This window comes from Dactylosporangium sp. NPDC005555 (assembly GCF_040605635.1).
Lineage (GTDB): Bacteria > Actinomycetota > Actinomycetes > Mycobacteriales > Micromonosporaceae > Dactylosporangium.
The window spans coordinates 110,367-128,410 of record NZ_JBEXDG010000013.1 but is presented as its reverse complement, the minus strand read 5'-3'; the positions used below and the strand labels follow the sequence as shown (position 1 = coordinate 128,410).

The following is an 18,044-nucleotide window of genomic DNA, read 5'->3' as shown; positions in this document are numbered from 1 at the left end:
CACCTTACCCATACCTCTCGCGGCTAATCCAGCGGTACTTCGCCACAGCGCTACGTTTGGACGGTTGCCCGCGACACTCGTCCGACGAGGAGAAGCATCCGCATGTCAGAGCAGATCAGCGCGCACGCCGGGGCGGCCGGCACCATCGACGTCGGCGGTGACCTGACCGTCAACCGGCTCGGGTTCGGCGCCATGCGCGTCACCGGCGAAGGCATCTGGGGCGACCCGCCCAGCCGCGCCGACGCCGTGGCCGTCCTGCGCCGCGCCGTCGAGCTCGGCGTCACGTTCATCGACACCGCCGACTCCTACGGGCCCGACGTCAGCGAGGAGCTGATCGCCGAAGCGCTGCATCCCTACTCCGACGACCTCGTCATCGCCACGAAGGGCGGCCTGGAGCGGCCCGGCCCCGGCGAGTGGACGTCGAACGGTGATCCGGCGCACCTGCGTCGCGCCCTGGACGGGAGCCTGCGCAGGCTCCGGTTGGAGCAGATCCCGCTTGTACCAGTTCCACCGGCCCGACCCGGACGTGCCCCTGGAGGAGTCGATCGGCGCGCTCGTGGAGCTCAAGGACGCCGGCAAGATCCGGCACATCGGCCTGTCCAACGTCACCGAGGAGCAGCTGCGGGTCGCCCAGCGGCTCACCCCGGTCGTGTCGATCCAGAACCGGTACAACGTCGGCGACCGCGGCTCGGAGTCCATCATCGACCTGTGCGAGCAGGAGAGCATCGTCTTCCTGCCGTGGGCGCCGATCCAGAATCTCGACGGGGTGAGCGCCGTGGAGGACATCGCCGCGCGCTACGGCATCGGCACCCGGCAGCTGGTGCTCGCGTGGCTGCTCGCCCGGTCGCCGGCGATGCTGCCGATCCCGGGCACCGGGTCGGTCTCCCACCTGGAGTCCAACGTGGCCGCGGCGGCGGTCGCGCTGACCCCTGCCGAGGTCGCCACGATCACCGCCGCGACAGCCGCCTAGCCCGCGAGGTCGCCCGCCCGGTCGGCGGGCACGACCACGTACTGGCGCAGCGACAGGTCACGGAAGGTCACCGGACCCCGCGGCCCCGGCACGCGGTCGATATTGATGCCCGTCTCCGGCAGGGCGAGCAGCTTGAACCCGTCGAGGAGCCGGGTCGTCGCGTTCCAGAACGCGCCGGTCCCGGTGTAGGCGGAGAGGAACTCCCGCGCGGCGGCGGCGGACTCGGTGACGATCCCCGCCGCCAGCCCGGACGTCTCGTCGTTGGCGACGTGGGCCGCCTCCTGGACGCCCGCGACCGGGGCGATCGTCACCGTCGCCTCGCCGGCCGAGTCCAGGGCCCACTCGTAGCCGAGCGGGTGGCTGTGCGGCGGCAGCGACGCGGCGATCGCCGGGGTGCGGGCGGCGAGCGTCGCGACGATCCCGGGGACGGTCGCGTCCCAGATCGCGGCGTGGACGAGCAGCAGGTTGAGCCGGTTGCACACGCCGAGCCGGTCGAGACCGGCGTCGACCAGCGCGGCGGCCTTCGCCGGGTCGGCGGCCTCGTCGAGGTAGAGGACGCCGCCGCCGTCGGCGTGGGCCAGGGTCCGCACGCCGTGCAGGGCGGCGCGCTCGGCGAGGCTGCGGGTGCTGTCGCCGCTGCCGCGCAGGATGACGAGCGGGATGAGCCCCGCCTGCGAGACGAGCGCCTCCGCGGAGTCCCGGCCCTTCGCCCGCACCAGCTGCACGGCGGCGGGGTCGAGGCCGGCGTCGGCGAGCGCGGGCGCGACGACGCCGTCCATGAGCGCGACCGCGGAGGCGAGGGCGGCGGAGCCGGTGCGCAGCACGCCCGCGTTCTGCGACTTGACCAGCTGGGAGGCGACGTCGACGGTGACGTTGGGCCGGGCCTCGTAGTTGGCGCCGATCACCCCGACGGGCCGGCGCCACTCCTGCAGCACCAGGCCGCCGTCGAGGGACCGGATCGTGCGCCGGGCCGGCTCCGCCTCGACCCCGGCGAGGATGTCCAGCTGCTCGGCCATCGCCGCGAGGCGGGTCTCGTCGAGCTTGAGCCGGTCGAGCAGCCCGCCGCTCATCCCGTCGGCGGCGGCCCGCTCCTGGTCCTCGCGGTTCGCGGCGAGGATCTCGTCGCGGGCGGTGACCAGTCGGCGGGCCATACCGCGCAGCGCGTCGTCGATCGTCTCGGCCGGCGCGGCCGCCAGGGAGGGCGCGGCGGCCCGCGCCGCGTGCGCGGCCTCGGAAACGGATGCGGACACAGCGGCACTCCCAGGATGAGAAACGGCGGAACCCGGATTCTAGAAGGTCACCGTTTCCGGGCCTGGAGGGTGTACGTCTGCGGCAGGCGCCACGGGCGGTCGGTGAGCCGGTGCTCGCCGTGCTCGTCCTCGGCGGTGCGGCCGGGCAGCGCGTCCCAGGGGGCGCTGTCGTGCTCCTGGAGCATGGTGAGGTCCAGGCCGGCCGCCATGACGGCGGTGACGGTCTCGCCGAGGCCGTGGTTCCACTGGTGGGTGGTCGTGTTCTGGAAGACGGTGTCCGTCTGCACGTACGTGCCGTCCTCGTCCCAGACGAGCGGTTCGACCCGTTCGAAGTACGGCTGGTCGATCGCGAGCACACCGTCCGGGCGGGTCTCGTCGACGGCCCACAGCATCGGGTGCCCCTCCCGCACGAACAGCCGGCCGCCGGGCTTCAGCAGCGCGGCGACGACGCCGGCCCAGCGGCGGACGTCCGGCAGCCAGCACAGCGCGCCGACGCCGGTGTACACGAGGTCGAAGGTGCCCGCCGCCAGGACCCGCGGCGCGTCGTACACGTCGGCCTCGACGTAGCCGATGTCCGCGCCGGTCGCGGCGGCGAGCGAGCGGGCCTCGGCCAGGGACGCGCCGGAGAAGTCGAGCCCGGTGACGTCGGCGCCGAGGCGGTGCAGGGACAGCGTGTCGGTGCCGATGTGGCACTGCAGGTGCACGGCCCGCAGCCCGCCGATGTCGCCGAGGCGCGGCAGGTCGAACCGGACTTCCTTGCTGAGGAAGGCGGGGTCGTCGACGAACCGCTGCCGGAAGTAGCCGGGCGACGCGGCGTGCGCGGGGGCGCGCTCGTCCCACTGGGCGCGGTTGAGGCGCAGATACTCGGTCACGCGGTCGAACCTGCCATGCCCGGCGGCCTCCGGACAGCGGTTTTCCCCGCACGCCACGGCCGGCACGGGAACCGTGCCCACAGGCGTACCGTCTGCGCCGTGAAGAACCGTTTGCTGGAGCTGTTGTTCGTCCGCGCCACCGTCGGGGACGTCACCGCGACCGGGCGTTTCCGGCGGATCGTGCTGCGCGCCGAGCCGCTGCGGACCGCCGGGTGGCAGCCCGGCCAGCAGGTCCGCGTCGACGTCGGCCCGGCGACCGCGCTCGCGCCGCTGCTGCGCACCTACTCGGTGTGGGACCGGCACGACGACGCGATCGAGCTGCAGGGCCTGCTGCACGGCGACGGCCCCGGCGCCCGCTGGCTCGCCGCCGCCGCGCCCGGCACCGAGGTGCTGCTCAGCAAGCCGAAGGGCGACTTCGTGCTGCGACCGGCGCCGTGGCACCTGTTCGTCGGGGAGGAGACCGCGTCGGTCGCGTTCGGCGCGATGCTGCGGGCGCTGCCGGCGGGCAGCACCGGCCGGGCGGTCGTGGAGTGCGGCGACGACGCCGACCGGCTGCCGCTGCCCGGCGCCGTCGACTGGACCGGCCGCGGCGGCCTCCTCGCCGCCGTCGAGGCGCTGACCCTGCCCGCCGAGCCCGGCACGGCGTACGTCGCCGGCGAGGCCCGCGACGTGCAGGCGGTCAGGCGGCACCTGGTCCACGAGCGCGGCTGGCCGCGCCGGTCGGTGCTGACGAAACCGTTCTGGACGCCGGGGAAGAAGGGGATGGAGTAGATCATCTCGTGGGGTCACCCGCGACGCCGGCACCGATATGAGCCGTGCCACGTTTCGCGCGGATCCGGTCCGCCGCGCCGATAGGACGGCGTCAGACCGGTGACGCGGCAGGAGGTGGGCACATGCGGGCGGCACCACGCCTCCGCGAGACCACGATCGCCCTGATCGTCACCTTCGCGCTCTTCACCGTCGTGGTCCGGCACCCCGGCGGCTCCGTCATCGGCTGGGCCACCTGCGCGCTGACCTTCGGCGTCGGGCTGCGCTGGCTCCGGTCGGCCCGCCGGGCGCGCGGCCGGACGCGGATCGGGCTGCGGCTGCTCGCCGCCGGGTTCCTCCTCTGGTCGGCGGGGCAGCTGACGTGGCTGACCGGCCCGCCGCAACTGGCGACCGCGACGTTCGACGCGGCGATCCTGCTGATGGCGGCCGGCGCGGCGTGGATGGCGGCGGCCCGCCGGCTCGGCTCGGTCCGCGCGGTCCTCGACGGGCTCATCATGGCGACCAGCCTGTGCTTCATCAGCTGGGCCGTCGTCGTCGGGCCGCTGTACCGGGCCAGCGACGGCGGGACGGCGGCGTTCAGCGCCGCCACCTACCCGCTCGGTGACGTGCTCATCGGCAGCATCACCCTGCTGATGCTCTACGAGACCCGCGGCCCGCGCCGCCGGTCGGTGGCGGTCGCGGCGGCCGGGCTCCTCGCCGTGTTCGCCGCGGACACCGCGTACGCGTCGCAGGTGTTCGCCGGCACGTACGAGCCCGGCGGCGTCACCGACCTCGGCTGGTTCCTCGGCTTCGCGATCGTCGGCATCGGCGCGCCCCGGGCGGGCGAGATCGACGGCGACACCGATCTGGTCACCGAGGAGCGGACCTGGGACCACCTGCCCTACGTGCCGTTCGGGGCGGCGCTGCTCACCGGCGTCGTCGAGTTCGCCGTGCGGGGCGGCCGCGTCGACGGGGTCCTGTTCCTGCTCATGATCCTGATGACGGTGCTGATCCTGGTCCGGCAGGTCCTCGCCCTGCGCGACAACCGGCGGCTCAACCGGCGTCTCGCCGAGGTCGTCGAGGACCTGCGGCACCGGGCCTATCACGACCCGCTGACCGGACTGCCCAACCGCGCGCTGCTGCTGGACACCCTGGAGCGGCGCCTTTCGGCAGGCGCCGAGACCGACCGGCCCGTGGCGCTGCTGTACGTGGACCTCGACGGCTTCAAGCCGGTGAACGACACCCACGGCCACGAGGCCGGCGACCGGGTCCTCACCACGATCGCCGAGCGGCTCGCCGGGTGCGCCGGGGACGGGCTCGTCGCCAGGATGGGCGGCGACGAGTTCGCGCTGCTCGTCCCGCCGGACGTGGCCGACGACCTGGCGGAGCGGGTCATCGCCGCCGTCGCCGCCCCGATCCGGGTCCGCGACGCGGTCGTCATCGTCGGGGCGAGCGTCGGCATCGCGAGCCGGGGCACCGGCGTCGGTGACCTGATGCGCCACGCCGACGTCGCCATGTACGCGGCGAAGCTGCGCGGCCGCAACCGCGTGGTCACCTTCACCCCCGAGCTGGAACCGGTGACCCCCGTCGCCGCATAATCGGACGTTGTGGACGTACGCGACACCGTCGAGGCGGTCTTCCGGATCGAGTCGGCCCGGCTCGTCGCCGGGCTGGCCAGGATCGTGCGCGACGTCGGCCTCGCCGAGGAGCTCGCCCAGGACGCGCTGGTCATCGCCCTGGAGCAGTGGCCGGAGCGCGGCGTGCCCGACGACCCCGGCCCGTGGCTGATGGCGACGGCGAAGCACCGCGCCGTCGACGCGCTGCGCCGCCGCGCCAACCACGAGCGCAAGCTCGCCGTCATCGGCGGCACCGATCCGGCGCTCAACGGGGTCCTCGACGACGAGCCGGACGTCGACGACCACGTGCGGGACGACCTGCTGCGCCTGATCCTCACCGCGTGCCACCCGTCGCTGACCACCGAGTCGCAGGTGGCGCTCATCCTGCGGACGCTGGGCGGGCTCGGCACCGGCGCCATCGCCCGGGCGTTCCTGACCACCGAGGCGACCGTGTCGCAGCGGATCCTGCGCGCCAAGCGGGCCCTCGCGGGCGTCGAGTTCGAGCTGCCCTCCCCGGCGGAGCTGCCGGGCCGGCTGAGCGCCGCCCTCGGCGTGGTCTACCTGATCTTCAACGAGGGCTACTCGGCGTCCGCCGGCGACGACTGGGCCCGGCCGCAGCTGTGCGAGGAGGCGATCCGCCTCGGCCGGGTCCTCGCGGGCCTGCTGCCGCGGGAGCCGGAGGTGCACGGGCTGTGCGCGCTCATGGAGCTGCAGGCGGCCCGGATCCGGGCGCGCACGGCGCCGGACGGGACGCCGGTGCTGCTCATGGACCAGGACCGGCGGCTGTGGGACAAGCTGCTGATCCGCCGCGGCCTGGCGGCGCTGTCGGCGGCGGAGACCCTCGGCACGCTCGGCCCCTACGGCCTGCAGGCCGCGATCGCCGCCTGTCACGCCCGTGCGCCGCGCCCGCCGGACACCGACTGGGCGCGGATCGTCGCCCTGTATCAGCTGCTCTCGCATGTCGCGCCGTCCGCTGTGGTGCGGCTGAACCTCGCCGTCGCGGTCGGCATGGCATCGGGTCCGGCGGCCGGCCTGGCCCTGCTGGACGAGCTCGACGGCGCCCTCGCGGGCTACCCCTATCTGCCGGCGGCCCGCGGTGACCTGCTCGAGCGCCTCGGCCGCCGGGAGGAGGCCAGGGCCGAGTTCGCGAGGGCGGCGGCGCTGACGGGCAACGAGCGCGAGCGCTCGCTGTTTCTCGCTAGGGCTTCAACGTCCTGAGGATCCGGCCCAGCGTCTCCCGGTCGCCGGCGTCGAGGCCGGCGAAGAACCGCTCCGCCTCCGCGTGCCGGGCGGCCCTGATCGCCTCCGCGGTGGCCTGACCCGAATCGGTCAGCGCGACGAGCGTGGCGCGCCGGTCCGCCGGGTCGGGGCGCCGCTCGACCAGGCCGCGCTCCTGCAGCCCGTCGACGACCTCGGTGGTGGAGCGCGGCGCGATCCGCAGGTGGTCCGACAGCTCGCTGAGGCGCATGACGCCGTGCCGCACGAGCACCGCCACCGCACGGGACTGGCCCGGGGTGATCCCGATCGGCTGGAGCGTCTCGTGGGTCATGTGCCGCAGCCGGCGGGCGACGCTCCAGAACACCTCGGCGAGACTCTCGTCACCCTGCCGCTCGGCATCGTCCACGGGAATACGGTAGCAGGGGTTGGTGTTGGAGCCTCATAGTGAGGTAACCTCAACATTATCTCCGACAGAAGGCGAGTTCCCTTGGAACCCCAGCACCCGACCCGGCCCCCTCGCACCCGTGAGGTCAGCGCCGCGGACAAGCACCGCGCCAGCACCGTCTCCCTCGCCCGCATCGGGAGGCTCTTCACCCCACACCGCGGCCCCCTGACCACGGTCGTCGCGATCATCGTCGTCTCCTCCGCCCTCGGCGGCGCGGCCCCGTTCCTGCTCCGCGAGGTCATCGACGTCGCCCTCCCCCAGCGGGACACCACACTGCTCGGCTGGCTCGTCGCCGGCATGGTCGGCGTCGCCGCCGTCACCTCCGCGCTCGGCGTCGTCCAGACCTGGATCTCCACCAGGGTCGGCCAGCAGGTCATGCACCGGCTCCGCGTCGACGTCTTCACCCACCTCCAGCGCCAGTCGGTGGGGTTCTTCACCCGCACCCGCACCGGCGAGGTCCAGTCCCGCATCACCAACGACATCGGCGGCATGCAGAGCGTCGTCACGTCCACCGCCACCTCCGTCGCCTCCAACCTGACCACCACCATCACCACCGCCGTCGCCATGGCCGCACTCTCCTGGCGGCTGTCGCTGGTCTCCCTCGTCGTGCTGCCCCCCGCGATCTACCTCACCCGCAAGGTCGCCGGGATGCGCCGCGAGATCACCGCACAGCGCCAGCGGGAGCTCGCCGACCTCAACGTCACCATCGAGGAAGGCCTCTCCGTCAGCGGCGTGCGCCTCAGTAAGACCATGGGTGCCGGCGCCGCCCTCGTCGACCGGTTCACCGGCTCGTCCACCCGGCTCATCGACCTCGAACTGCGCTCCGAGCTCGCCGGCCGCTGGCGGATGGCGTCGATGAACATCATCTTCGCCGCGATCCCCGCCGTCATCTACCTCAGCGCCGGGCTCCAACCCACCGCCGGCTCACTCAGCATCGGCACCCTCGTCGCCTTCACCGCCCTGCAGTCCGCGCTCTTCCGGCCACTCATGGGCCTCCTCGGTGTCGGTGTCTCCCTCACCAGCTCCCTCGCGCTCTTCGCGCGGATCTTCGAATACCTCGACCTGGCCGTCGAGGTCGACGACCCCGCCGACCCCGTGCCGCTGCCCCGCACCGGCACCCGCGGCCACCTGCGCTTCGAAGACGTCACCTACAGCTACCCCGGCAGCGACGCCGCCGCCGTCGCCGGCGTCAGCCTCGACGTGCCCGCCGGCACCTCCCTCGCCCTCGTCGGCGAAACCGGCTCCGGCAAGAGCACCATCGCCGCGCTCATCGCCCGCCTCCACGACCCCACCGGCGGCCGCGTCACCATCGACGGCACCGACCTGCGCGACGTCCGCCTCACCGACCTCGCCGCCGTCGTCGGCGTCGTCAGCCAGGAGACCTACCTGCTGCACACCACCATCCGCGAAAACCTGCGCTACGCGAAACCCGGCGCCACCGACGCCGAGCTCGTCGAAGCCGCGAAAGCCGCCCAGATCCACGACCTCATCACCCGCCTTCCCGACGGCTACGACACCATGGTCGGCTCCCGCGGTTACCGCTTCTCCGGCGGCGAGCAACAACGCATCGCCATCGCCCGCACCCTGCTGCGCGACCCGCGCATCCTCGTCCTCGACGAAGCCACCAGCGCCCTGGACACCGAAACCGAACGCGCCGTCCAACGCGCCTTCGAAACCCTCGCCGAGGGCCGCACCACCATCACCATCGCCCACCGCCTCTCCACCGTGCGCGACGCGGACCAGATCCTCGTCATCGACCACGGCCGCGTCGTCGAGCAGGGCACCCACACCACGCTCCTGCAGGCCGACGGCACCTACGCGGCTCTCGCCGCATAACTCGGTGACATCCCCGATGCGCCCGCCGCCGCGACGGGCGCAAGCTGGGAGCATGGGTCGAATCCTCGCCGGCGCCGTCGCCGTCGTCATCGGACTGTTCATCGTCGGCGCCATCGCCGTCTGGCTCTTCCAGGCCCTCATCGGCGCCGCGTTCTACCTCATCGTCGGCGCGGCGGTCGTCGCCGGCGGCATCTGGCTCTACGGCAGAGCGAAACGCGGCCTCAGCACCGGCGGCCGCAACCAGCGACGCCTGGAAGCCACCCTCGCGACCTGGCGCCGGCGCTCCCGGTAGGCCTTCCGGGTGGTCGTGCGCCGCGGCGCGCAAGGCGGCGGTCCACGACGGCCGTCAAGGAGTCGCTGCGGGAGCTTTCGATCCAGCTGTCGTTGCTCAACCAGCAGGTCGGCGGGCGGCTCGGGGTGAAGGACGCCGACTTCGACCGGCTCGACCTGATCAACCGGCACGGCCCGATGAGCCCCAGCGCTCCCGCCCGGCGCGCCGGCGGCACCCGGCGACGATGACCGGCGTCCTGGACCGCCTGGAGAAGGCCGGCTGAGCCGGCCAGGCGTGCGACAGCAGGCGGGTGAGTCAGTCCAGGCGCACTGCGGCAGGCGGGTGGATCAGCCCAGGCGCACTGCGGCAGCACGCGGGCGGGTCAGGTCAGGCGTGCCGCGGCCGCCCGGGCGAGGAGGTGGAAGGCCTGCGCCTCGGCGGAGGTGCCGGGCCGGTCGAACGCCGGCGCGCCGCACACCCCCGTGACCAGGCCGTCCCCGGTGACCAGCGGCGCGACCGCGGCGATCAGCGAGCGGCCCACGGCCGCGTAGGACGGCGGGAGCCAGCCGTCGGCGACGCCGGTGCAGATGGTGTACGCCAGCATCTGCGCGACGTTCGCCTCCGTGAACGACGCGGGGTCGGGAAGGACGTTGCCGAACAGTCCGCCGGGGCGGCGCAGTGCGAGGCACGCGTCGACGATCTCCCGGGCGTGGCCGGCCAGGGCGGGGGCGAGGGACGGGTCGTGCCGCAGTGCCCGGGCGATGCCCGCGGCGACCCACCCGCTGCCGGTCCCCCAGCGCTCCGCGCCGCTCAGGGCGGCGGCGTCCTCATCCCAGCGGGCCGCGTAGAGCCCGTCGCCGCACAGCCGGGTCCGGTGACCCTCCACCTGCCGGACGGCCTCGCCGGGATGGCCGGTCGCGGCGAGCAGCGGCACCACCATGTACACGGTGTCGGCCCACACCTCGCGGCCGCCGATCACGTGGAACAGCGTGCCGTCCGACGCCCGCGGCGCCCGCCGCAGCAACCAGTCCAGCTGCGCCGCGACGGCTGGATGGTCGAGGACCGGCTCGGCGCAGGCGGCACCGTTGACCGAGCCGGACTCGTCCCCCATCGTGCCGAGGCGGCCGTCCGCGCTCTGGTGGACGACCGCGTCGAGTGCGAGCCGGCGGGCGAGATCGGTGTGACCGAGGTCGAGCAGGGCGTGCGCGGCGACGCCCTGCTCCCACGAATGGCGCTGCATGGCGAGCAGCGCGAGCAGGACCGGGTCGGTCACCCGGGTCAGCTCACGGGCGTGAGCACGAAGACGGGGATCTCCCGGTCGGTCTTGACCTGGTAGCCGTCGTAGTCGGGCCAGGTCTCGTTGGCCCGCCGCCACCACGCGGTGCGCTCGTCGCCGGTGACGAGCCGGGCGGTGTAGTCCTTGCGGACCGGGCCGTCCTGCAGCTCGACCCGCGGGTGAGCGACCAGGTTGTGATACCAGACGGGGTGCTTCGGCTGGCCGCCGGCGGACGCGACGACCGCGTATTCACCGTTGTGCTCGACCCGCATCAGCGGGTTCTTGCGGATCTTGCCGGACTTCGCGCCGAGGGTGGTGAGCAGGATGATCGGGCGCCCGCGCAGCAGGTTGCCCTCGGCGCCGTCGCTCTGCTCGAACAGCTGGGCCTGCTCGTTGGCCCAGTCCGCGGCGCCAGGCGCGTACTCTCCGGTCAGCGGCATGACAGCTCCTCACTGGTGTGATCGATGCGGCATCAACCCTACTCGCGCGAGCTGGCGCTGCCGGAGGTTTCCGCGTCCGGCAGGTCCTCGCCCGGCGGGGGCGGGGTGGGCTCGGCCGGCTCGGACGCGATGGGGCCGCCGTCGGAGTCCTCGGCCGGTTCGGTGCCCGGTGGTTCCTTGTCCGGGGTCGGCTCTCCGTCGGGATGGGCGACCAGATACCGGATCGCGGTGTTGCCGACCGCGAGCAGCGGCACCGCCACGAGACCGCCCACGATGCCGGCGGCGACGATGCCCGTCGTGATCGCGAGGATCACGGACAGCGGGTGCAGGGACACGGCGCGCCCCATGATGAGCGGCTGCAGGACGTGCCCTTCCAGCTGCTGTACCGCGATCACGATGGCGAGCACGAGCAGCGCGTGCAACGGGTCCTTGGTGACGAGGGCGACGAGCACCGCGACCGCGCCGGACAGGGTCGCGCCGACGACGGGGATGAACGCGCCGAGGAACACCAGCGCGGCCAGGGGCAGCGCCAGGGGGATCCGCAGGATCGCCAGGCCGATGCCGATGCCGAGGGCGTCGACGAACGCGACGAGGACGGTGGCCCGCACGTACGACACGAGCGTGAACCACGAGTAGTGCCCGGCCCGGGCGGCGGGCAGGCGCGCGGGGCGGGGCAGCAGGCGGCAGAGGAACTCCCAGATCTGCCCGCCGTCGCGGAGGAAGAAGAACAGCGTGAACAGCACCACGAAGAAGCCGGTGAGGACCTCGCCGAGGGTGGTGGCGGTGGTCAGGGCGCCGGAGGTGAGCGCGCCCCGGTTGGACTTCAGCTGGTCGCTGAACCCGGCGATGGCATTGTCGACCTGCTGCTGCGACACGTGCAGGGGGCCTCTGGCGAGCCAGTTGCGGATCTCGTTGATGCCGCCGGTGACCTGTTCCGACAGGCTGTCGAACTGGGCGATGAACGTCTGCACGATGATGCCGAGCCCGCCGAAGACGACGATGAGCCCGGCGACGAGGACGAGTCCCGCGGCGAGGGAGCGGTGCACGCCGCGGTTGCGCAGGGCCGCGGCGGCCGGCTCGAGCAGCGCCGCGAGCAGCAGCGCCACCACGACCGGGATGACCATGAGGCTCAGCGCGCCGATCAGCCGGAGCAGCAGGTACGCGGCGAGGATGAACAGCACGATCCGCCAGGCCCAGGCGCCGGCCACCCGCACCCCGTGCGGGATGCCGTCGTCCACTGTGGAGCGCTGGTCGACGACGAGGACGTCCCGGTCGGGCATCTCGCGGCGGAACTCGGGGACCGCGCCCGTGCGGCGGGCCGTGGTAAGTCGCGCCTTCGCACGGTCCGAAACTTGCGCAATCCAGGTCATGCCGTCGCTGTACCCCCCGACCGGCTCCACCAATCGAGGGGTTTCGCGTCAGATCACTTGACCTTGTCGTAGCGGGCGAACGAGTCGGGATCGGTGGTGCCCGAGGTGCGCCACACGTCGCCGACACAGGTGTAGTTGGTCGGGTCGAGGTTGGGCTCGAGGTTGATCGTGCCGGCCTTGCGGCCGTCGACCGAGATGACCACCGAGGACGTGCTCTCCTTGCCGGCGAACTCGATCGTCCGGCCGACCGTCTTGAGCGCCCAGTCGGTGGTGCCGGAGAAGGTGGCGTCGATCTTGCGGCCCTTGTCGTCGTTGCCGCTGTAGACCGTCTTCGCGTCGTCCTCCACGGCACTGCCGTCGGCCTTGACGGTCCATTTCTTGCCGCCGCCGGTCATCTTGACCTTGCCGATGCCCTCGCGCTTGTCGACGTCGGTGCCCGTCAGGTCGACGACCTTCTGGTAGCTGGTCTGGTTCCAGGTGCCGACGAGGCACGGGTCGACCGGCCCGGCGTAGGACGAGGCGGTCGCGACGGCCGGGCCGGCGCCCGGGTCGCTCTTGTCGCCCCGGCCGAGGGCGACGACGACGATCGCCACCACCAGCACGACGACCACGACCCCGCCGGCGATGAGGACCGGCACGAGCCGGTTGCGCGACCGCGGCGGCGGCGTGTACGGGCCCGGCTGGGCGTACGGGTTCGCGGGCGGCCCGCTGTACGGCGCGGCCGAGTTGGGCGCGATGGCGTAGGGCTGCGCCGAGTACGGTTGGTTCGGGTAGGTCGGCGGCTGCTGCTGCGGGTACTGCGGCGGGACCGGCTGACCCTGCTGACCCTGCTGCGGATACTGCGGCTGACCCTGCTGCGGATACTGCGGATACTGCGGCTGGCCCTGTTGCGGGTACTGCGGACCCGGCTGACCCTGCTGCGGGTGCGGCCACTGCTGCGACGGATCCACGATGCCTCCCCATGCCTGACGTGTATCGCCGCAGAGTTTGGCACACCGGACTCCACCTCGCAGGTCGCCAGAAGTCACATTTGGTGCATTTACCCGGTCCAGGCACAACCCCGCAGGCTGGGAGTTTCCCACTGGCGCCGATCGACCGACCCTAAACCTGCAGAAGTGTGTGACCATCGAGCGGAGCGGGTACACGTCGCGCACCGGGCAGGCCCGTCGGAGGAGGTTGAGCATCATGCTCAGCGAGAGCGAGCAGCAGCGGCTCGCGGACATCGAAGCCGCACTGCGCAATGACACGCGGTTCGTCAACGGGTTCAACCGGGCGATGACCCGCCGGATCACACCCCGCCGCGTCACCGCGGTCGCCATCGCCATTGCCGGGGTCCTCGGCGTCGTCGTCGGGCTGACCGCCGGCAGCGTCGCGGGCACGGTCCTGGCGATCTGCGCCGTGGGCGTCGCCGGGGGCGTGTGGACCTGGCGGCCGCTGCACGAGCAGGAACCCCCCGTCCACCCATAGTCCCGACGCCGCACTCCAGACCCCCGAAGGCCCCGCCGGCCGTCGGGGGTCAGTGCACTGCGTAAACTTTGTCCGGTGTTGGCCCCGATTGCCCGGATCAAGGTCGCGCTGAACGGGAGCCGCCGCCCCGGCGATCACCCCCGCCTGCCCTGCACTCCCGCGGAGCTCGCCGCCTCGGCGCGGGACGCCGTCGCCGCCGGTGCCGAGGCCGTCCATCTGCATCCGCGGAATCCGGACGGGCGGGAGTCCCTCGACCCGGCCGACGTGGGTGCCGCCGTGGCCGCGGTCCGCGGGGCGTGCCCGTCCACCCCCGTCGGGGTCACCACGGGACTGTGGATCACCGGCCGGGACGTCGGCGCCCGGCAGCGCGCCCTCGACGCGTGGGCGGGGCTGCCACCCGTACACCTGCCGGACTTCGCATCGGTCAACGTCGCCGAACCGGGCTTCACCGGCGTGGCCGGCACGCTGCGGGCGCTCGGCGTCGCCGTCGAGGCCGGCGTCTGGACCGTGGAGGACGCCTCGGCGCTGTCCATCGTGGACGACCTGCCCCGCGTCCTCGTCGAGATCATGTCGCCGGCCACCGACGCCCTCGCGGTCCTGGCGCGGCTCGACGAGGCCGGGGTCCGCGGCGAGCGGCTCCTGCACGGCGAGGGCGAGCTGTGCTGGCCGATGGTCGCCCTGGCCGGACGGCTCGGCCTGCCGACCCGCATCGGTCTCGAGGACACCCTCACCGGGCCCGGCGGCGGCCCCGTCTCCGGCAACGCCGACCTCGTGCGGCACGCCCTGTCGGTGTGGTCGTCCTCCTGATCTCGCCGCGGCGTCGGGTACGGGGTCAGCCCGCGAGCTCGGCGAGCCGGGACAGGGTCTTGCCCAGCGGCGCGTCCACGAGCACGGCCGCGGCGTCGTCGCTCTTCGTCGGGCCCTGGTTGACGATGGCGATCGGCACGCCCAGCTTCGCCGCCCGGATGACGAACCGGCGCCCGGACAGCACCGTCAGCGACGAGCCCAGCACGAGCAGCGCCGCCGCGCCCTCCACGAGCCCGAACGCCGCCTCGACGCGGGGCATCGGCACCTGCTCGCCGAAGAACACGACGTCGGGCTTGAGCATGCCGCCGCAACGCCCGCAGTCGGCCGTGGCGAAGTCCGCGGCCTGCTCGTCGGTCAGGTCGACGTCGCCGTCAGGGTTGACCTCCGGGCTCTCCTGCGGATGGAACCCCGGGTTCATCCGCCGCAGCCGCAGGTCGAGCGCGGTGCGGGCGGTCAGGTCGCCACAGTCCAGGCAGACCACCCGGTCCAGGCCGCCGTGCAGCTCGATGACCGGATCCGCGCCGCCGGCCTGGTGCAGACCGTCGACGTTCTGCGTGACGATCCCGGTGACCAGGCCGCAGCGCTGCAGCCGGGCGACCGCGCGGTGGCCGTCGTTGGGGGCCGCCTCGGCGATCGTGCGCCAGCCCAGGTAGCTGCGCGCCCAGTAGCGCCGCCTGGCCGCCGGGTCGCCGGTGAACGTCTGGTAGGTCATCGGCGTCGCGCTGCGCTGCAGGCCGCTCGGCCCCCGATAGTCCGGAATGCCCGACTCCGTGGACAGCCCGGCGCCGCTCAGGACGACCACCCCACCGTCTCTGACGAGCCCGATCAACCGATCCACGCCTTCAGTGTGCCTCGTTGTCCGCGGTCCGCGGCCGCCGCACGTGATGGGGCGCACACGTCCGCCCGGCGGGGACGTATCGTGGGGGCCATGGGTTTGGTGAGCAAATTCAACGCGTGGCGTCGCAAGCTGCAGGAGCAGCCGGGCACCACGATCGACCTCGAGCCGATGCAGGCTCTTCTGCCGCTGATCGAGGAGCGCGAGGCCGAGCTGTCCGAGCTCACCGATGACGAGCTCCGCGCCGCCGCCACGGCGCTGCACCAGCGGGACGACCCGCAGGACTTCGTCGAGGCGTGCGCGCTGGGCCGCGAGGCCGCCAAGCGGGCCCTCGACGAGCGCCCCTATGACGTGCAGCTGCTCGGCGCTCAGGTGCTCCTCGCCGGTCACGTCGTCGAGATGGCCACCGGTGAGGGCAAGACCCTGACCGCCGCGATCGCCGCCGCCGGGTATGCCGCGATGGGCCCGGTCCACGTGATCACGGTCAACGACTATCTCGCCCGTCGTGACGCCGAGTGGATGCGCCCGGTCTATGCGCTGCTGGACCTCACCGTCGGCTGGGTCAACGAGTCCTCGACCCCCGACGAGCGGCGCGAGGCGTATGCGTGCGACATCACGTACGTCTCGGTCAGCGAGGCCGGCTTCGACCTGCTCCGCGACAGCATCGTCACCGACACCGCGCTGCGCGTGCACCGCGAGTTCGGCACGGTCATCATCGACGAGGCCGACTCGATCCTGATCGATGAGGCCAAGGTCCCGCTGGTCCTGGCCGGCTCGACCATCGACGAGAAGGACTCGCCGGTCGCGATCGCCGAGATCGCCGGCGGCCTGCGCCGCGACCACGACTACGACGTCGTCGACGACGGCCGCACCGTGCACCTGACGTCCGAGGGCCTGGCGAAGGTCGAGGCGCTGCTGGGGATCGACCTCTACGCGGCCGACCAGATGGACTCCCTCACCGCCGTCAACCTGGCGCTGCACGCCGAGGCGCTGCTGGTCCGCGACGTCGACTACATCGTCCGCGACGAGAAGGTCGAGCTCATCGACGAGTTCCGCGGCCGGGTCGCCCAGCGGCGGCGCTGGCCCGACGGCCTCCAGGCCGCCGTCGAGGCCAAGGAGAAGATCCGCAGCAGCGGCGGCGGCACCGTCCTGCAGACGATCACCGTCCAGGCGTTCCTCACGCAGTACAAGAAGATCTGCGGCATGACGGGCACCGCGCTGCCCGTCGGCGACCAGCTCCGCGAGTTCTACAAGCTCGAGGTCGCGGTCATCCCGCCGCACCTGCCCAACATCCGCAAGGACTGGCCCGACCGCGTCTACGCCTCCGCCGAGGAGCGCGACATCGCCGTCGTCAACGAGATCGTCGCGATGCACGCCACCGGCCGCCCCGTCCTCGTCGGCACGCTCAGCGTCGCCGAGTCCGAGCAGCTCGCCGCCACCCTCGCCGAGGAGGGCGTCGAGTGTGTCGTGCTCAACGCGAAGAACGACGAGAAGGAGGCCGGCATCGTCGCCGAGGCCGGCTCGTTCAACGCGGTGACCGTCTCCACGCAGATGACCGGCCGTGGTGTCGACATCCGCCTCGGCGGCAGCGACGAGAAGGACCGGGAGCGGGTCGAGGGCCTCGGCGGCCTGTTCGTCATCGGCACCGCGCGCAACGACAGCCGCCGCATCGACGACCAGCTCCGCGGCCGCGCCGGCCGGCAGGGCGACCCCGGTGAGTCGATGTTCTTCGTCAGCCTCGAGGACGAGCTCATCCAGCGGTACGGGCCCGAGCCCATGCCGATGGGCAGGGCCGACGCCGACGGCGCCATCGACGACGAGGACGTCCGCTGGGCGATCGGCTCCGCGCAGCGGGTCGCGGAGACCGTCAACCTCGAGATCCACCGCAACACCTGGCGCTACAACTACCTGCTCGACCAGCACCGGCAGCTGCACGCGAAGCGGCGCGAGGAGCTGCTCGTCACCGACGCCGCCGGTGAGCTGCTCGCGGAGCGGGCCCCCGACCGCTACAACGAGCTGTCGGAGGAGCTGGGCGAGGAGGTCGTGCTGCGCATCGCCCGCACGATCGCGCTCTTCCACGCCGACTCCGCCTGGTCGGAGCACCTGGCCGACATGAGCGAGCTCCGCGAGGGCATCCACCTGCGCGTCCTCGGCGCCCAGGACCCGCTGGACGAGTTCCACCGGGAGGCGATCCCGGCGTTCCGCGGCCTGCTCGCCGAGATCGACGACCGGGTGGTCAAGGAGTTCGAGGAGCTGGAGATCGACGGTCCCGACTGGGAGCCCGCCGACGCCGGCCTGGTCCGCCCGAGCGCCACCTGGACCTATGTGGTCAGCGACAATCCGTTCGGCTCGGAGATGGAGCGGTTCTTCGCCGGCATGGTGAAGCTGTTCCGCAGCGGCAAGGGCATCAAGAAGGGCTGAGCCCCTCATCGGTTCCGGGGCGGCTGTCGCGATTCCGCGACGGCCGCCCTTGCCGTTGTGCACGGTGCACGGCAACGCCGTCAGGTGGTGCGGGGCGCGCTCGGCGGCCTCAGCCTCTCCGTCGCCGTGCGGCCTCCGCCGCTTCGGCGCTGCGCCGGGGCCGGACCGCCTGGCAGGGAGCGTGCGTGCGCCGCCCGGCCTCG

The 18,044-nt window shown here is 73.0% G+C and carries 17 protein-coding genes and 1 pseudogene; 10 read left to right on the top strand and 8 right to left on the bottom strand.

The window, feature by feature from the left end; translation table 11 throughout:
* Positions 1–102 precede the first annotated feature (102 nt).
* Positions 103–970: pseudogene (locus ABZS58_RS17470) on the top strand (aldo/keto reductase).
* On the opposite strand, the gene ABZS58_RS17465 reads toward ABZS58_RS17470, so the two are convergent.
* Positions 967–2,220: an aldehyde dehydrogenase family protein gene (locus ABZS58_RS17465; protein ID WP_354782490.1), complete on the bottom strand. Its 1,254-nt coding sequence runs from the start codon at positions 2,218–2,220 to the stop codon at positions 967–969. The pseudogene ABZS58_RS17470 and the gene ABZS58_RS17465 sit on opposite strands and share 4 nt — an antisense overlap.
* A gap of 47 nt (positions 2,221–2,267) precedes the next feature.
* Positions 2,268–3,092: a class I SAM-dependent methyltransferase gene (locus ABZS58_RS17460; RefSeq protein ID WP_354782488.1), complete on the bottom strand. Its 825-nt coding sequence runs from the start codon at positions 3,090–3,092 to the stop codon at positions 2,268–2,270.
* A gap of 99 nt (positions 3,093–3,191) precedes the next feature.
* Between ABZS58_RS17460 and ABZS58_RS17455 the strand changes: the two genes are divergently transcribed.
* From ABZS58_RS17455 to ABZS58_RS17445, 3 genes are all read left to right on the top strand, one after another.
* The gene (locus ABZS58_RS17455; RefSeq protein WP_354782486.1) at positions 3,192–3,863 is read left to right on the top strand and encodes a siderophore-interacting protein; all 672 of its coding nucleotides are present in this window, start codon (positions 3,192–3,194) and stop codon (positions 3,861–3,863) included.
* Between the two features lie 122 nt (positions 3,864–3,985).
* The gene (locus ABZS58_RS17450; protein ID WP_354782484.1) at positions 3,986–5,437 is read left to right on the top strand and encodes a GGDEF domain-containing protein; all 1,452 of its coding nucleotides are present in this window, start codon (positions 3,986–3,988) and stop codon (positions 5,435–5,437) included.
* A 9-nt stretch (positions 5,438–5,446) separates the two neighbouring features.
* Positions 5,447–6,673 (top strand): RNA polymerase sigma factor, encoded by a 1,227-nt coding sequence (locus ABZS58_RS17445; protein WP_354782482.1) that lies wholly within the window; start codon positions 5,447–5,449, stop codon positions 6,671–6,673.
* On the opposite strand, the gene ABZS58_RS17440 is transcribed toward ABZS58_RS17445, so the two are convergent.
* Positions 6,654–7,004 (bottom strand): MarR family transcriptional regulator, encoded by a 351-nt coding sequence (locus tag ABZS58_RS17440; protein WP_354782667.1) that lies wholly within the window; start codon positions 7,002–7,004, stop codon positions 6,654–6,656. The two genes, ABZS58_RS17445 and ABZS58_RS17440, sit on opposite strands and share 20 nt — an antisense overlap.
* Before the next feature lie 156 nt (positions 7,005–7,160).
* Between ABZS58_RS17440 and ABZS58_RS17435 the strand changes: the two genes are divergently transcribed.
* From ABZS58_RS17435 to ABZS58_RS17425, 3 genes are all read left to right on the top strand, one after another.
* On the top strand, positions 7,161–8,954 hold the full coding sequence (locus ABZS58_RS17435; RefSeq protein WP_354782480.1) for an ABC transporter ATP-binding protein: 1,794 nt from the start codon (positions 7,161–7,163) through the stop codon (positions 8,952–8,954).
* Between the two features lie 52 nt (positions 8,955–9,006).
* Positions 9,007–9,246, top strand: a complete 240-nt coding sequence (locus ABZS58_RS17430) for a hypothetical protein (RefSeq protein WP_354782478.1) — start codon at positions 9,007–9,009, stop codon at positions 9,244–9,246.
* Between the two features lie 92 nt (positions 9,247–9,338).
* Complete coding sequence (locus tag ABZS58_RS17425; protein ID WP_354782476.1) at positions 9,339–9,473, top strand: hypothetical protein; 135 nt, start codon at positions 9,339–9,341, stop codon at positions 9,471–9,473.
* Positions 9,474–9,607: 134 nt separating this feature from the next.
* Here the strand turns inward: ABZS58_RS17425 and ABZS58_RS17420 are convergent, their stop codons facing one another.
* The 4 genes from ABZS58_RS17420 to ABZS58_RS17405 are packed head-to-tail and all read right to left on the bottom strand — an operon-like array spanning position 9,608 to position 13,261.
* Entirely contained in the window at positions 9,608–10,498 is an 891-nt protein-coding gene (locus ABZS58_RS17420) for a glycoside hydrolase family 88 protein (RefSeq protein ID WP_354782474.1), read from the bottom strand.
* A gap of 5 nt (positions 10,499–10,503) precedes the next feature.
* The gene (locus ABZS58_RS17415) at positions 10,504–10,941 is read right to left on the bottom strand and encodes a nitroreductase family deazaflavin-dependent oxidoreductase (protein ID WP_354782473.1); all 438 of its coding nucleotides are present in this window, start codon (positions 10,939–10,941) and stop codon (positions 10,504–10,506) included.
* Positions 10,942–10,979: 38 nt separating this feature from the next.
* Positions 10,980–12,311 carry an AI-2E family transporter gene (locus ABZS58_RS17410; RefSeq protein WP_354782471.1) on the bottom strand — a complete coding sequence of 444 codons (1,332 nt, stop codon included), beginning with the start codon at positions 12,309–12,311 and terminating at the stop codon, positions 10,980–10,982.
* A gap of 53 nt (positions 12,312–12,364) precedes the next feature.
* Entirely contained in the window at positions 12,365–13,261 is an 897-nt protein-coding gene (locus ABZS58_RS17405; RefSeq protein ID WP_354782469.1) for a hypothetical protein, read from the bottom strand.
* A gap of 235 nt (positions 13,262–13,496) precedes the next feature.
* On the opposite strand from ABZS58_RS17405, the gene ABZS58_RS17400 reads away from it, so the two are divergent.
* Positions 13,497–13,778, top strand: a complete 282-nt coding sequence (locus ABZS58_RS17400; protein ID WP_354782467.1) for a DUF3040 domain-containing protein — start codon at positions 13,497–13,499, stop codon at positions 13,776–13,778.
* 75 nt (positions 13,779–13,853) lie between these two features.
* Positions 13,854–14,585: a 3-keto-5-aminohexanoate cleavage protein gene (locus tag ABZS58_RS17395; protein WP_354782465.1), complete on the top strand. Its 732-nt coding sequence runs from the start codon at positions 13,854–13,856 to the stop codon at positions 14,583–14,585.
* 25 nt (positions 14,586–14,610) lie between these two features.
* Here the strand turns inward: ABZS58_RS17395 and ABZS58_RS17390 are convergent, their stop codons facing one another.
* Entirely contained in the window at positions 14,611–15,423 is an 813-nt protein-coding gene (locus ABZS58_RS17390) for an NAD-dependent protein deacetylase (RefSeq protein ID WP_354782463.1), read from the bottom strand.
* A 90-nt stretch (positions 15,424–15,513) separates the two neighbouring features.
* On the opposite strand from ABZS58_RS17390, the gene secA2 reads away from it, so the two are divergent.
* Entirely contained in the window at positions 15,514–17,841 is a 2,328-nt protein-coding gene (gene secA2, locus ABZS58_RS17385; protein ID WP_354782461.1) for an accessory Sec system translocase SecA2, read from the top strand.
* Positions 17,842–18,044: the final 203 nt, after the last annotated feature.

Excerpts from the sequence above, each read along its gene's own strand:
- ABZS58_RS17450 (WP_354782484.1), top strand. The coding sequence starts at position 3,986 with ATGCGGGCGGCACCACGCCTCCGCGAGACCACGATCGCCCTGATCGTC.
- ABZS58_RS17440 (WP_354782667.1), bottom strand. The coding sequence starts at position 7,004 with ATGACCCACGAGACGCTCCAGCCGATCGGGATCACCCCGGGCCAGTCC.
- ABZS58_RS17430 (WP_354782478.1), top strand. The coding sequence starts at position 9,007 with ATGGGTCGAATCCTCGCCGGCGCCGTCGCCGTCGTCATCGGACTGTTC.
- ABZS58_RS17415 (WP_354782473.1), bottom strand. The coding sequence starts at position 10,941 with ATGCCGCTGACCGGAGAGTACGCGCCTGGCGCCGCGGACTGGGCCAAC.
- ABZS58_RS17410 (WP_354782471.1), bottom strand. The coding sequence starts at position 12,311 with ATGACCTGGATTGCGCAAGTTTCGGACCGTGCGAAGGCGCGACTTACC.
- ABZS58_RS17400 (WP_354782467.1), top strand. The coding sequence starts at position 13,497 with ATGCTCAGCGAGAGCGAGCAGCAGCGGCTCGCGGACATCGAAGCCGCA.
- secA2 (WP_354782461.1), top strand. The coding sequence starts at position 15,514 with ATGGGTTTGGTGAGCAAATTCAACGCGTGGCGTCGCAAGCTGCAGGAG.